This is a genomic window from Rhizobium nepotum 39/7 (assembly GCF_000949865.1).
Taxonomy (GTDB): Bacteria; Pseudomonadota; Alphaproteobacteria; order Rhizobiales; family Rhizobiaceae; genus Agrobacterium; species Agrobacterium nepotum.
The window spans coordinates 1-14,400 of the sequence record NZ_JWJH01000019.1; the positions used below are offsets into that span (position 1 = coordinate 1).

Sequence of the window (14,400 nt, forward strand, 5' to 3'; positions counted from 1 at the left end):
GGCCGCAGGTTCAAATCCTGCCCCCGCAACCAAAGATCCCAATGATTTACGTTGATAAAGCCGCCCTCAGGGGCGGCTTTTGCGTTTCCAGCACCACAATAGTCCAACTAAAAATACACCCGGGCCTGGGACTGTTGAAGGTCGCCAAAATCGACTGCTCGGCGCATACGCTTAATGAGTGGGCCAACAAGACCGAAGTGGACAGCGGCAAGCGTGTAGGTTTGCCGCGTGACGTCGGGGAGAAGATGAAGGCTCTGGAGCGGGAGAACCGCGAGCTTCGTCAGGTAAATGAGATTTTACGCAAAGCCTCTGCATATTTTGCGATGGCGGAACTCGACCACTCACTGAAGCGATGATTTCCTTCATTGATGCACACCGCTCGGTGCTCGGGGTCGAGCCGATCTGCCGATTGCCCCGTCCACCTTATTATGAGGTCATCGCCAAGCGCAACGACGTGGACCGTCTGTCGGTCCACCCGAAGCGGCATTGCCGTGAAGGCCGAGATACGCCGGGTCTTCAACGCGAACTTCCAAGTCTATGGCGTGCGCAAGGTCTGGCGACAATCGCTGCGGGAGGGTTACGACATCGCCCGCTGCACAGTCGCTCGGCTTATGAAGGCAATGGGGCTGCAAGGCATCATTCGCGGCAAACCGATCCGCACGACGATCAGCGACAAGGCTGCCCTACGCCCATTCGACCGAGTGAACCGGCACTTCTTTGCTCCAGCGCCAAACATGTTGTGGCTTTCGGATTTCACCTATGTGGCGATCTGGCAGGGCTTCGTCTACGTGGCCTTCGTCATCGATGCCCTTGACCAGGCGCTTCGGAGCGGTTTTTGACGCATCAGGATTTGTTACCGGTTTCTATGATCTCGCATTATTGGGTCAGCCTGTCGAGCAGAGCGTCGGCCATCTTGCTATCACTGAACATGGTCGGCCGCTCGCCGAAAGCCAGTTAGACTGTAACTTCCCGTTGGTTTGCGCGACGCCATTACAAGGTCCAACTTGAGTGGGCCTAAATCAACCTCAGTCCCGTACCGGGATCAAACACGTGAAGGTCGGAAGAGGCCACTTCAACACCGAGTACCTCGCCGATGGCGGGTCTTATTTCCGCAGGAACGGAAATATTGATCTCGTGGCGTTCGTTTTTCAGGCAGATCAGACGTGTCTCACCGTGGAACTCGTTCCGCTCGACGGTCCCGCGAAAGGCGTGGGTATCTTGATTTATGCGAAATGATCCGGGCCGAATTCCAACGGTGACCTCACCGGAGCGGAGGCCTGCCGGAGCTGTAAACCTGACAAGATTGTCGCCGAGCCACTCCTGTGTCATCTGCAATTGAAGGAAGTTCATGTTCGGTGTGCCAATGAAGCCGGCTGCGAACACTGTCCGAGGAGCCTGATAAATTTCTTCGGGCGTGCCCATCTGTTCAATACGGCCATCTTTCATCAGGACAATGCGGTCGGCGAGGGTCATGGCTTCGAGCTGGTCGTGGGTGACATATATGCTTGTCGTTTTCAGGTCGCGGTGGAGCCGCGCGATCTCGATCCGGAGACTGCCGCGCAGCTTGGCATCAAGGTTGGAAAGCGGTTCGTCGAAGAGGAAGACCTCCGGGGTCTTGATCATGGCGCGGGCGATGGCCACACGCTGCTGCTGTCCGCCCGACAGCTCCGTCGGCTTGCGCGCAAGATAGACGCCCAGACCAAGCGCGTCGACCACGGGGGCCAGGCGCTGATCGATCGCGGCTTTGCCTATCCCCGCCCTCTCGAGACCGAAGGTGATATTGTCCCGCACACTCATATGGGGGTAAAGCGCGTAGTTCTGGAACACCATGGCGATGCCCCGGTCACCGGGATCGCGATCGTTCATCCGCTCGCCACCGATGAGCAGATCCCCGCCGGAAATCTCTTCAAGCCCGGCAATCATCCGCAGCATGGTGGATTTTCCGCACCCTGACGGACCGAGAAAGACGACGAATTCGTGGTTGTCGATCTTCAGGTCAAAATCCCGCATGACCTCAAGCGAACCATAGACTTTCCGGATCCCCCGGCACTCAACAGTGGCCATCAATTCGTCTCCCCGTCCACGACGATCTGCAGCTTCACGTCCTCCGGTCGGCCTTCGGCCGCTCTTTCGAAGGCGTCGATCGATTGATCAAAGGTATAGGTGCCGGAAACCAATGGCTTGAGGTTGACCTTGCCTGCGGCGATCAGCGCCAGTGCACGGTCGAACACATTGGCGTAGCGGAAAACCGTTTCAATACGGCATTCGCGGAAGCAGGCCGCCGCGAGGTCTACTGCAACGGGTTCCGGCGGCAGGCCGACGATAACGACCGTTCCGCCCGGGCGCACGACCTTGAAGAGATCACGGACCGCGGCCGGTGCGCCGGAGCATTCAAAGACGATATCGGCTCCCCAGCCTTCTGTTGCCTCGTTGACGGTCTCAATGAGATCGACCTGCTTGAGGTTGATACCAGTGATGCCGCCATAGCTTTCAGCTAGTTTAAGCTTCGTTGCGGAAATGTCGGAGATCAGCACGCGCGAGCAGCCGCCAGCAAGGGCGGCCAGTGCCACCATAATGCCGATCGTTCCGCAGCCGGTAACAACCGCCGTATCGCCAGGCGTAATCTTCGCCCGGGCAGCAGCCTGCATGCCCACGGCAAATGGTTCAACCATCGCGCCTTCGGCAAAGGAGACGTTGTCAGGCAGCTTGTATGTGAAGCTTGCCGGATGAACTGTCTCAGGGCACAACACGCCGTGTACCGGCGGCGTCGCCCAGAATGTTACGGCAGGATCAACGTTATAGAGGCCGAGCCGCGAGGCACGCGATTTCGGATCGGGGATGCCCGGTTCCATGCAGACGCGATCGCCGGGCTTCAGATGGGTGACGTTGGCGCCGGTCTCGGTGACGGTTCCGGCTGCCTCGTGGCCGAGAACCATGGGTTCATTGACGACGAAGTCACCGATGCGACCATGGGTGTAATAGTGCACGTCGCTGCCGCAGACGCCAACGGTGTGGATACGAATGCGAACGTCATCCGGCCCCAACTCCTGAGGAATTTCGATATCGCGCAGGGAAAGTTCGCCGACATGTTCGAGGACAAGTGCTTTCATGGGTCAGTCAACCTTGATCAGTTTTCTTGGAAAATGCGGCGTTGAGGCCACCGGCAAGCACCCCGAGCAGGATCAGCGGTGGCAGCGACAACAGGACGACGGCGGCGTTCAGAATACCCCAGGGCACGTTCATGCCGAGCTGCGACATCTCGGACGCGATGATCGGCAGGGTCTTTGCCTTCGAGGTCGTGAGCATCATGGCAAGCAGGAACTCGTTCCAGACAAGGACGAAGGAGAAGGCGATGGCGCCGAAGACCTGGAAACGAGCAATCGGCAAGGCGATGCGGAAGAAGGTCGCATAAGGGCCAAGTCCGTCCACTCGGGCAGCTTCCTCAACGTGCAGGCTGACACGCTCGAAAGCCGGCACGGAAAGCCAGATGGTGATCGAGGCTGTCACGATGAGATAGGTCACGATCAGGGACAGACGGGTGTCGTACAGATCGAGGCCGAGCCAGATGACCAGCATGGGAATAGCAATCGCAACAGGCGGCAGGAAGCGCAGCGACAGAACGAAGAACTGCGCCTCCGCCGTGATCCTGTTCTTAAACCGGGCAATCACATAGGCCGCCGGTACACCGAGCACGGCGCCGAGGACGACCGCACTCGAGCAGATGATCAACGAATTCGTAAGTGCGCGCGCGACCGATCGGCGATTGAGCACATAACTCATATTGTCGAAGACGGGCTGGAAGATGAGCTTCGGCGTTGAGACCAGCAGGTCGGCATTGGTCTTGAAGGCGTTGAGCAGGGTCCACAGCAGCGGCAGCACGACAAGTGCGGCGGCAAGAACCAACAAGAGCTTGAGCAGAAAGGTGGAGATCTTCATCGGTTCAGCCTCTTCCAGGTGAAGGTAAAGGTGACGATGGTCAGGACCATCATGATGACGGCCATGGAGGATGCGTAGGAGATCTTGCCGGCTTCGATGAAGCCTTGGGAATAGGCATACATGTCAAGAGTCTCGGTAGAGATGCCGGGACCGCCGCGCGTCATGACGTAAACAAGGTCGAAGGAGCGCAGACTCTCAATCGCCTTGACGAGCAGCAGACTGATCAAGGGTGCTTTCAGCATCGGCAGGGTTACGAAACGATGGATTTCGAAGCGGGTCGCCCGATCTATCCGTGCGGCTTCCAGCGGTTGAGGCGGCAGGGATTCGAGAAGCTTCAAGATGATCACCGAAAAGAACAAGCCCCATTGCCAGACATCGACGAAAGCAACAGCAAGGAGCGCGCCGAGCGGCGTCGACAGAATGTCGGGCGTGATGCCGGTGAGCTCCCTGACCGGCCAGGTCAGGGCGCCGTAGAGCGGATGAAAGGCGAACTTCCAAACAAAAGCGGCGCAAACGCGCGGCAAGAGAACGGGAATGATGAAGAGCACGCAGAGAACGTTGCGCATGCGGGAGCTTGCTGCCTCGAACATGGCAATCCCGAGCGCAAGCCCTGTCGCCATGGTCAACGAGACGCTGATGACCTCCCACTTGAACGATACCCAGAGCGCATTCAGGAACCGGGCATCCGAAAACAGCGTCAGATAATTGGCAAACCAGACATAGTCTGCATCGGGTGCCGAAAGGGTCCGGTTCTGCAGAGAGATATTGATAGCGTAGATCGTCGGCACGAGCGCCAGAACGATCAGGACACCCAGAGTGGGTCCAAGAAAGACGTAAGGCAGCGAGCGGCCGCGGCGCATGGCAGATCCTCGGATTGGGGAAAGGGGCGCGTCATCAGACGCGCCCGTCAGACGGCTTGGGAGGCGTCAGAGTTTGGCTGCGAAGGCTTCGAGTTCGTTCAGCGTCGCCTTGATGTCGGTGCGGCTACCAGTGATCAGCTCTTCCAGCATGATGCCCCACTGGTTGCCCAATTCCTGCCAGCGCGGATCCTGCCAGAAGGTGACGGTGGTCTTTTCACCAGTCGCAGCCATGGCATCGGCAAGGTTCTGGCCGAAGGTCTTGGCGTATTCCGGGCTCTGGTAAGTGCTGGTGCGGGTCAACTCGCCCGGTTGGCCGGCGGCGAGCCGACGGGCTTCCTGTTCCTTGGACGTTGCCCAGGCAACAAAGAGACCAGCACAGGCCTTTTCCTCATCAGTCTTGTTGGCCTTGGACGCGATTGCAAAGCCATGGGCGTAACCGGCCCCAGGCAGCGGTGACGGCGGAACAGAGAAGGCAACCTTGTCCGCGACCTGGCTCTGCGCCTTATCGACGGACATGCCGCCAAGGGGTGCGGATTCGATGATGATCGCCACCTTGCCGGAGCGGAAGGCACCGGTGGACTCGTCCCAGGAACCGGTCTGCGTGCCCGGCGCCGAATATTTGAAGAGTTCGAGATAGGTCTCGGTCGCCTTTACTGCAGCATCCGAATTGAAGGCCGGCTTGCCGTCCTTGAACCACTCACCACCGTTTGCTTTGAAGAAGGGCATCCAGCGCCAGACATTGGCGCCTGAACCGCGCTGTCCGCGAAGCGCTGTGCCGTAGACGCCATTGGCCGGATCATGCAGCTTCTGCACTGCGGCGAAATATTCGTCCCAGGTCTTTGGCGGCGCGATGCCTGCCTTTTCCAGGAGGTCGGTGCGATAGACCATCAGGTCGCCACCGCCCTGTACTGGCGCAAACCACGGCTTGCCATCATAGGTCGCAGCGGCGCGCATACCGGCGTCGAAGTCCTTGTAGTCGTATTCGGACGGGTAGAAGCCGTCAAGCGGGACGATCCAGCCAGACGAGGCAAAAAGCGCCAGATTGGCTTCATCAACGTAGTACACGTTGAAGCTTCCGACCGTCGAGGCGTCTGCCTGCGACTTCGCACGGCGATCATTCTCGTTGAGATAGCTGATCTCGAAGCCTGCACCCGAGAGTTCTTCGAACTCATCGACATATTCTTCGAGAAGGGTCAGTCCGTCGCGTGGCTGCGCCAGGACACGCACGTCACTGGTGCATTGTACGGCGGCAAAAGCGCTGGATGCGGCAAATATGGCGATAACCGCGCAGCTGGCGCGGAGAGCGTTGAGTGTCATGATGTCCTCCCTGAATGGCAACTCCCTTGCCATCGACGTTCACACATTTGCGCAAGCGACGGGCGTGTACTAGTTTGCCTCCGTCACAGAACTGGTATTATATTGACATTTGTGCGCTGTAACATGAGTAATTCAATGCCTATTGCATCAGACTTTCCTCAAACAGTCTCTGAGACCTTCACCGCCACGCGCGAGCAGATCGTGCTACCCGGAGGCGCTTCCTATCTGGTCCGGAGGGATGACTATCCCAATCCGATCTGCATCTGGAACTATCATCCCGAATGGGAGATTCACTTCATCCCCGACGCTACTGGATTTGCTTATGTTGGGGACTATATCGGCCCCTTTCGGCCGGGGCATCTGGTGCTCACTGGAACAAATCTGCCCCACAACTGGATCACGCCCGGTGCACCGGCTTTGCCAGGCCGCGACATGGTCCTGCAATTCGACGCGGATGCCCTGATCGGTGTTCGCGCGGTATGCCCCGAGTTTGAAGTGCTCCACCGGCTGAAGCCTCTGGCCCAACGGGGGATTGAGGTTCTGGGCCCAGACGCGCGCGCGATTGGAGAGAAGATTCTCGAGCTTCACGCTGTGGGACACCGCGGTGGGCTAGGGCTGTTTCTGGAGATACTGGAAGCAATTGAAGCGGCTACCGAAAAGAGGCTGCTCGCCAGCGAACACTTCATATCGGTCTACAACCAGGTGTCGGACCGCAGGCACCGCCGGATCGATCAGGCGATCCAGATCCTGCAATCCGATCCTGGTGCGCAGATGCACGAAGTGGCTGCGCTGGTTGGTTTCGAGCCGTCCGCCTTCTCCCGCGCCTTTCGACGTCTAACCGGGATGAACTTCTCTGACTACAGCCGATCCGTCCGCGTCTGGCGAGCAAGAACCCTGCTCGCGGAGACCGAGATATCGATTACCGATATCTGTTTCGAGGCAGGATTCAACAATCTGTCGAACTTCAATCGCTATTTCCGGATGGAAATGGGACTTACTCCCCGGGCTTACCGAAAAGCCGCTCGCATAAGAGCCAAGTCCGTCATCAGAGGAGCCCCGGTTAAGACCACTTAAAGGGTGGTCGCGCCGCGAAATGATCGATCCTAGAGTTGCAACTGTTTTCTTGCCACACGCCTTATCAAGGAGCATATCCAGTTCTTACAAGTTGCTGCATTTCTAGCACCATTTGTGCTTAAATCCATGCCTGATCGCTTCGGCCAAACTGGCCGATCAGGCTACTTGTGCTCCTCATATTGTGGCAGGTCATCGGTGATTTCATACCATGCTGCCTTGGACTTGACGAAGATATGATGCGTTGGACGGATAGATGGAACGTCTACCAATGTACCCATGGCAACATGTATCCAGGCCGCATCCCGAACCAGGGAATAAAGAAGCGATCCGCAAACGCTGCAATGAGCATCGTGATTTTCCGGGCTGCCATAGATCAGCAGGCTGGACCCGCCGGTCATTACGGCCAGCTTTTCGCGGGGAATCCCCGCAAAGGCCTTGAAGGGGGAACCGGTCGCGCGCCGACAACCGGAACAATGGCAGTTAGCGGAGTACACAAAAGCGTCCTCGACCAGATATTTCACGGCCCCGCAAAAACACTCTCCTTTTAGTCTCATTACGCGTCACTCCTCCACGACACCAATCCAATTTGTTACCTGAAGAGGGTAGATGGTCTATGACCGAAAGCCCATTACGGTGGGCGTTTTTTGCTGTCAGCATGCAGAATTTTCAGCATGTGCATGTGGAACAGCTCAGAAATTCAACACGCTGCTGGTTCTGTCGCTAGTCGCATTCGGGTTAAAATCTGACCTATTTTATTGATAAACAAAGTGAAATTATAGTTTCATAGAAACTGGCATGAAATCTGCATCCTCTTGTTTGCTGGGCAGGGATCCGGTGGCAGACAAAAAAAGAGGGAACAGCATGATGCAGACATCCGGTAAGACGCCTTCTATGCGAAAAGGCCTGCGGACGGCAGCGCTGGCGGGTGCCGCCATAGTTTCGCTGATGGTTGGGCATGCGTCTGAAGCCAGCGCGGCCGGGACGCTTCGTATCGGCATGACCGCTTCCGACATACCGCTCACCACCGGCCAAACCGATCAGGGCGGTGAAGGTCAACGTTTCATGGGCTATACGCTCTATAACGCGCTCATCGAATGGGATCTCTCAAGCGCAGAAAAGCCTTCTGCACTGATCCCGGCGCTCGCAACCTCCTGGCAGGTTGATCCCGCAGACAAGACAAAATGGACGTTCAAGCTGCGTGATGGAGTAAAGTTCCATGACGGCAGCACGTTCGATGCCGCCGCAGTGGTCTGGAATCTCGACAAGCTGCTGGTTGCGGATGCGCCGCAGTTCGACAAGCGCCAGTCGGCGCAGGGCAAGTCGCGTATTCCAGCCGTTGCCTCCTACCGCGTCATCGATCCGCTGACGGTTGAGATCGTCACCAAAAGCCCCGATGCAACGCTTCCATACCAGCTGAGCTGGGTTCTCATGTCCTCACCGGCAAACTGGGAGGCGCAGGGAAAGAGCTGGGAAGCCGTCGCCCAGAAGCCTTCCGGTACGGGGCCGTGGAAAATGGAAAGTGGTTTCACGCCGCGTGAGCGCGCTGAACTCACCCCAAACAAGGATTATTGGGATAAGGCGCGCGTGCCGAAGCTCGACAAGCTGGTTCTTGTCCCGCTTCCCGAGCCCAACACCCGTGTGGCTGCCCTGCGCTCGGGCCAAGTCGACTGGATTGAGGCGCCCGCGCCGGATTCGGTCAAATCGTTGAAAGGCGCCGGCTTCAGCATCGTCACCAATTCCTATCCGCACAACTGGACCTGGCACCTGTCACGCGTCGAAGGCTCGCCCTGGAATGATATCCGTGTTCGCAAGGCTGCAAACCTTGCCGTTGACCGCGAGGGCCTCAATGAACTGCTTGGTGGTCTCTCCGTTCCAGCGCAGGGATATCTGCCACCTGGCCATCAATGGTTCGGCAAGCCGACATTCAAGCTTGAATACAATGTGGAGGAAGCCAAGAAGCTGATGGCGGAAGCCGGTTACGGCCCGGACAAACCTATCAACACCAAGGTCGTCATCTCCTCCTCAGGTTCGGGGCAGATGTTGCCGCTCGCCATGAACGAATACATCCAGCAGACCCTGTCGGAAATCGGCATCAATGTCGAATATGAGGTCGCGGACTGGAACACGGTCATCAACATCTGGCGCGCCGGTGCCAAGGATCCGAGTGCCAAGGGCGCCACGGCCGTCAACTACAGCTATTTCATCCAGGACCCTTTCACAGCATTGATCCGTCAGTCGCAGTGCAATCTGGCGCCGCCAAACGGTACCAACTGGGGCTTTTATTGTGATCCGGAAATGGATGCCCTGTTCAGTCAGGTGCGCAACACCTTCGACGCAGCCGAGCAGGATAAGGTCCTCCAGAAGATCCACGAGAAATATGTCGATGACGCGCTGTTCCTGATGGTGACGCACGACGTCAATCCGCGCGCCATGTCCACCAAGGTAAAGGGCTTCGTTCAGGCACAGAACTGGTTCCAGGACTTCTCCACGATTTCCATCGACCCGTGATTTTGCAGCGGCAGGGCGGGAAACGAGTCCGCCCTGCCATTTCCGATGCCCGATCTGCCTTACGAGGACATCATGCTGCTCTACGCATTAAAACGACTGTTGCATGTCATTCCCGTCACGATCGGCGTGAGCATCGTCTGCTTCATGCTGATCCACATCGCACCCGGTGACCCGCTTGCCGCGATCCTGCCCTCGGACGCCTCTGCGGAAATGCAGGCGCAGATGCGTTCGTTCTACGGCCTGGATCGTCCTTTGCCTGTCCAATATGCACTTTGGGTTTGGCATGCCTTGCAGGGAGACCTCGGCACGTCCATTGCTACCGGACGTCCGGTACTTGCCGATATCATCGATGCGTCAGTCAATTCGATCATTCTTGCCCTGTCGGCAGCTGTCATCGGCTTCCTCGGCGGGGCGACGCTCGGCTTTCTGGCCGGTGTCTTCCGTGGCGGATGGGTCGACCGCCTGTCATCGGGGATCGCCATGCTCGGGGTCAGCGTGCCGCATTACTGGCTTGGCATGGTGCTGGTCATCGCCTTCTCCGTCACGCTCGGCTGGTTGCCGGCGATGGGTGGAGGACCGGGCGGCTCATCCGGTCGCAGCTTCCACTGGGAATATCTCCAGTATCTCATTCTGCCGGCAGTCACCATGTCGGTCATTCCGATGGGCATCATCGCCCGCACCATCCGCTCTCTGGTCGCAGATATTCTCGCCCAGGATTTCACCCAGGCGCTTGCTGCAAAGGGATTGATGCGAGGTCAGATTTTGCGCCATGTGGTGCGCAACGCCGCGCCCACCGCACTTTCGGTCATGGGCCTGCAACTCGGATACCTTCTTGGCGGCTCAATCCTGATTGAGACGGTATTTTCCTGGCCCGGCACGGGTTTTCTTCTCAACGGCGCAATCTTCACCCGTGATCTGCCGATCCTGCAAGGCACAATCCTCGTGCTCGCGATGTTTTTCGTGGTCCTCAATCTCCTGGTCGACGTGCTGCAGAGCGCCATCGATCCCCGCATCCAGAGGAGCTGAGCATGGTTTCAATCACCGCAGTATCCGAAATTCCAGTCGAGAAAATCGCCAGGTCGCCCGGCTTCTGGAGCGGCGTTTTGAGGCGCCTCTGTCGTGATCCCGTTGCGATGACGGCGCTGGGGATTCTTCTTCTTCTGGTTCTGATCGCCATTTTTGCCCCTTATATCGCTCCCTATGACGCAGCGAAGGGCAGCATAATCCGCCGCCTCAAGCCTGTCGGAACGGAGGGGTACATTCTCGGCACCGATGAGCTGGGCCGCGACATGCTTTCGCGTTTGATCCATGGCGCGCGCCTGTCGCTTGTCATGGGCGTCGTGCCAGTCCCCGTCGCGTTTCTTATCGGCTCGGCGATCGGCATCATCGCAGGTTATATCGGAGGCCTGACCAATACGCTGATCATGCGCACGGTCGATGTGTTTTATGCCTTTCCCTCGGTGTTGCTTGCAGTTGCGCTGTCGGGTGCGCTGGGGTCAGGTCTCACAAACGCGCTGGTGTCTTTAACGATTGTGTTCATTCCGCAGATCGCCCGGGTCGCCGAAAGCGTGACAACACAGGTGCGCAGGCTGGACTACGTCGATGCGGCACGCGCATCCGGTGCCCCAGCCTTCACCATCATACGCGTCCACATTCTTGGAAACGTCCTGGGACCGGTTTTTGTCTTCGCCACGAGCCTGATTTCGGTATCGATGATCCTTGCATCCGGCCTCTCATTCCTGGGGCTTGGTGTACGCCCGCCCGATGCAGAGTGGGGGTTGATGCTCAATACGTTGCGCACGGCGATTTATACCAATCCCTTCGTTGCGGCGCTTCCCGGCGTGATGATCTTCATCACCTCGATCTGCTTCAATCTTTTTTCAGACGGGCTGCGCACAGCCATGGACGTGAAGTCATGATGAGCATCGTTGGAAAACCGGCTTTCGAACTGCCTGTCGGTGAAAGGGGTGGTCCTGCCCAGCCACTGATTTCTGTTCGTGGGCTTCTCAAGCATTTTCCCGTCAAGGGCAGCGGCTTTCTCAAACCGAAGAAGGTGGTGCGCGCGGTGGATGGCGTGGACTTCGACATCCTCAAGGGTGAGACGCTGGGCGTTGTCGGCGAAAGCGGCTGCGGCAAGTCGACAACGGCCCGACTTCTCATGCAGTTGATCGCGCCCGACCAGGGCGAAATCCTGTTCGACGGAGAAACGGTTGGAGGTGCTTTGCCGCTTTCAGCCTATCGTCGGCAGGTACAGATGGTTTTTCAGGACAGTTACGCGTCGCTCAATCCGAGGCTGACAATCGAGGAGTCCATCGCCTTTGCTCCGAGGGTTCACGGGACGCCAGCGACAAAGGCCATTGCCACGGCTCACGATCTGCTTCACCGCGTCGGCCTTGAGCCGGTACGTTTTGCAGGCCGCTATCCTCACGAGCTTTCCGGCGGTCAGCGGCAACGTGTCAATATTGCCCGCGCTCTGGCGCTTGAGCCGCGACTCGTCATTCTGGACGAGGCAGTCTCGGCTCTCGACAAATCGGTGGAGGCACAGGTGCTGAACCTGCTTCTCGACCTCAAACGCGATTTTGGCCTGACCTATCTGTTCATCTCACATGATCTCAACGTCGTACGCTTCATGTGCGACAGGGTTATGGTCATGTATCTCGGCAAGGTAGCGGAAATCGGGAGCCGCGAGGCAATATACGGCAATACGGGCCACCCTTATTCGGCGGCGCTCCTCGCCTCCATGCCGAAGATGGACCCGGCCGAACGAACCGAAGTTCCGCCTTTGACCGGTGATCCGCCCAACCCGATCGATCCGCCGTCCGGTTGCCGTTTCCATACCCGTTGCGGTTTCGCGGAGGATGTTTGCCACCTCACGCCGCCGCCGCTTAAAAGAATTTCCGAGGATCAGGCGGCGGCCTGTCTGATGGCTGTGCCCGGTTCCGGCCACAGCCGAGCCCCGGCAATGATGGAGGCATGACCATGCAGACCGGTGCCATGATCGATATCCAGGACCTCTCCGTTACGTTTCGGCGCGGGAGCAAGGCGGTAAAGGCCGTCAACGGCGTCAGCCTGGCGGTGAAGCCCGGCGAGGTGGTCGCGCTGCTTGGCGAATCCGGATCCGGCAAGAGCGTGACGATGCGTTCGCTGCTGCGGCTCCACCCCAAGGGGACGCTGATCGAAGGCGCCATGACTGTCGACGGCCGCGACGTGGCAGGGCTTTCGTCTCGCGCGCTTGCGGATCTGAGAGGCGCTGTCGTTTCCATGGTGTTTCAGGAGCCGCGTCTGGCGCTCGATCCGGTCTACACCGTGGGCAGCCAGATTGGCGAAACCATCATGCGCCACGAAAAGGTGTCACGTTCAGTGGCTGCCGAGCGGGCGCTCGCGTTGTTCCAGAAGGTCCGTATTCCATCACCGGAGCGGCGCCTTGCCAACTACCCTCATGAAATGTCGGGCGGCATGCTTCAACGCGCCATGATCGCAATGGCGCTTGCCTGCAACCCCAAGGTTCTGCTGGCTGACGAGCCGACGACAGCGCTCGATGCGACGGTCCAGATCCAGATATTGCTGCTCATTCGCGAGTTGCAACGGGAATATGGTCTGTCGGTCATATTCGTTACCCACGATATCGGGGTGGCGGCCGAGGTGGCGGACCGTATCGCGGTCATGTATGCGGGCCGTATCGTGGAGGAGGGGCTTGCTGGCGACATCATCCGCAATCCGCGTCACCCCTACACCAAAGGCTTGCTTGGTGCGCGCGTCGAACTGGCCACAGGACGCGACCGGCTGATCACCATCCCCGGCGCACCTCCGGATCTGGCGGCAATGCCACCAGGCTGCGCCTTCGCGCCACGATGTGCCCATGTCACCGATCTCTGCCGTATGCAGGTACCGCCACTCGTGCGGTTTTCCGGCGGGGCGGGTGTCGCGTGCCTCGTTTCGAATTGAACGCCGGCGAATGATGGCGACGGCTGATACAACCAGACAAGGCGGGGCCCTCAGCGCAGGGTCCCGAAAATCATGAAACACATAGGCCTGATCAACCCGAATACCTCGCGGCACACGACGACGATGATGACAGCTATCGCCCGTAGTTACCTCCCGGACGGCTTTGTGATTGAGGGGCTGACGGCGGGGTGTGGCGTACCTATGATCCTCAACGACACCGAGCTGGCCGCTGCCGCTGACGGCGTTGTAGAGATGGGCCGCGAGCTGGCTTGCCGGAGCGACGGCCTGATTGTCTGCGCCTTCGGCGATCCGGGGCTGGAACGCCTCGCTGCTGAAACCGGCCTCCCCTCAACCGGTATCTGCCAGGCCAGCATGATGGAAGCCGCTGCCGGTGGCCGTCGTTTCGGGATTGCCACCGTGACCCCCGATCTTGTGGAGAGTTTTGCTGCAAAGGCGCGAACACTTGGTGTCGCGCCACTTTTCACCGGCACACGATTGACCGAGGAAGATCCGCTGCGCCTTGCCGCAGACCCCGCAGCGTTGCTGTCGGCGCTGGAGATCGCTGCCCGGAAGTGTTTTGAAGAGGACGGCGCCGAAATTGTCATCATCGGTGGCGGGCCTTTGGGACAAGCGGCCGATGAGCTGCAACGCGCCCTGTCGGCGCCGATCATTGCACCAATCCGCTCGGCCATAGAGTGGCTCGTCCGGACAATGGAAACCGAAAGCCGCACATCTACCGCGCAACGTTGACGGATATCGG

The 14,400-nt window shown here is 58.6% G+C and carries 13 protein-coding genes, 1 pseudogene and 1 other annotated feature; of the genes and pseudogenes, 8 read left to right on the forward strand and 6 right to left on the reverse strand.

Going from position 1 to position 14,400, the window contains the following annotated elements:
• Positions 1-98: 98 nt before the first annotated feature.
• Positions 99-806, forward strand: a pseudogene (locus RS75_RS18750) (IS3 family transposase); the annotation flags it as partial.
• Positions 311-417, forward strand: a sequence feature (AL1L pseudoknot). It overlaps the preceding pseudogene by 107 nt.
• Before the next feature lie 208 nt (positions 807-1,014).
• On the opposite strand, the gene RS75_RS18755 reads toward RS75_RS18750, so the two are convergent.
• From RS75_RS18755 to RS75_RS18775, 5 genes are all read right to left on the reverse strand, one after another.
• Positions 1,015-2,064 (reverse strand): ABC transporter ATP-binding protein, encoded by a 1,050-nt coding sequence (locus tag RS75_RS18755; protein ID WP_045023304.1) that lies wholly within the window; start codon positions 2,062-2,064, stop codon positions 1,015-1,017.
• Complete coding sequence (locus RS75_RS18760) at positions 2,064-3,110, reverse strand: NAD(P)-dependent alcohol dehydrogenase (protein ID WP_045023306.1); 1,047 nt, start codon at positions 3,108-3,110, stop codon at positions 2,064-2,066. The genes RS75_RS18755 and RS75_RS18760 overlap by 1 nt, the downstream gene beginning before the upstream one ends.
• 7 nt (positions 3,111-3,117) lie before the next feature.
• Positions 3,118-3,936: a carbohydrate ABC transporter permease gene (locus RS75_RS18765; protein ID WP_045023308.1), complete on the reverse strand. Its 819-nt coding sequence runs from the start codon at positions 3,934-3,936 to the stop codon at positions 3,118-3,120.
• Positions 3,933-4,796, reverse strand: coding sequence for a carbohydrate ABC transporter permease (locus RS75_RS18770; protein WP_045023310.1), 864 nt, complete (start codon positions 4,794-4,796; stop codon positions 3,933-3,935). Before RS75_RS18770 ends, RS75_RS18765 begins: the two co-directional genes overlap by 4 nt.
• 66 nt (positions 4,797-4,862) lie before the next feature.
• Positions 4,863-6,113 carry an ABC transporter substrate-binding protein gene (locus RS75_RS18775; RefSeq protein WP_045023311.1) on the reverse strand — a complete coding sequence of 417 codons (1,251 nt, stop codon included), beginning with the start codon at positions 6,111-6,113 and terminating at the stop codon, positions 4,863-4,865.
• 135 nt (positions 6,114-6,248) lie between these two features.
• Here RS75_RS18775 and RS75_RS18780 point away from each other — a divergent pair, with 135 nt between their 5' ends.
• The gene (locus RS75_RS18780) at positions 6,249-7,187 is read left to right on the forward strand and encodes an AraC family transcriptional regulator (RefSeq protein WP_045023314.1); all 939 of its coding nucleotides are present in this window, start codon (positions 6,249-6,251) and stop codon (positions 7,185-7,187) included.
• Between the two features lie 161 nt (positions 7,188-7,348).
• Here the strand turns inward: RS75_RS18780 and RS75_RS18785 are convergent, their stop codons facing one another.
• Complete coding sequence (locus RS75_RS18785; protein ID WP_045023316.1) at positions 7,349-7,741, reverse strand: GFA family protein; 393 nt, start codon at positions 7,739-7,741, stop codon at positions 7,349-7,351.
• A 337-nt stretch (positions 7,742-8,078) separates the two neighbouring features.
• Here RS75_RS18785 and RS75_RS18790 point away from each other — a divergent pair, with 337 nt between their 5' ends.
• The 6 genes from RS75_RS18790 to RS75_RS18815 all read left to right on the forward strand — a co-directional run bounded on the left by RS75_RS18790 (position 8,079) and on the right by RS75_RS18815 (position 14,390).
• Positions 8,079-9,695: an ABC transporter substrate-binding protein gene (locus tag RS75_RS18790; RefSeq protein WP_045023317.1), complete on the forward strand. Its 1,617-nt coding sequence runs from the start codon at positions 8,079-8,081 to the stop codon at positions 9,693-9,695.
• Positions 9,696-9,767: 72 nt separating this feature from the next.
• Complete coding sequence (locus tag RS75_RS18795; protein ID WP_045023608.1) at positions 9,768-10,721, forward strand: ABC transporter permease; 954 nt, start codon at positions 9,768-9,770, stop codon at positions 10,719-10,721.
• Between the two features lie 2 nt (positions 10,722-10,723).
• Positions 10,724-11,614, forward strand: a complete 891-nt coding sequence (locus RS75_RS18800) for an ABC transporter permease (RefSeq protein WP_045023319.1) — start codon at positions 10,724-10,726, stop codon at positions 11,612-11,614.
• Positions 11,611-12,672, forward strand: a complete 1,062-nt coding sequence (locus RS75_RS18805; RefSeq protein ID WP_152643157.1) for an ABC transporter ATP-binding protein — start codon at positions 11,611-11,613, stop codon at positions 12,670-12,672. The genes RS75_RS18800 and RS75_RS18805 overlap by 4 nt, the downstream gene beginning before the upstream one ends.
• Before the next feature lie 2 nt (positions 12,673-12,674).
• Positions 12,675-13,640, forward strand: a complete 966-nt coding sequence (locus RS75_RS18810) for an ABC transporter ATP-binding protein (RefSeq protein ID WP_407691572.1) — start codon at positions 12,675-12,677, stop codon at positions 13,638-13,640.
• A gap of 72 nt (positions 13,641-13,712) precedes the next feature.
• Positions 13,713-14,390, forward strand: a complete 678-nt coding sequence (locus RS75_RS18815; protein WP_045023323.1) for an aspartate/glutamate racemase family protein — start codon at positions 13,713-13,715, stop codon at positions 14,388-14,390.
• Positions 14,391-14,400: the final 10 nt, after the last annotated feature.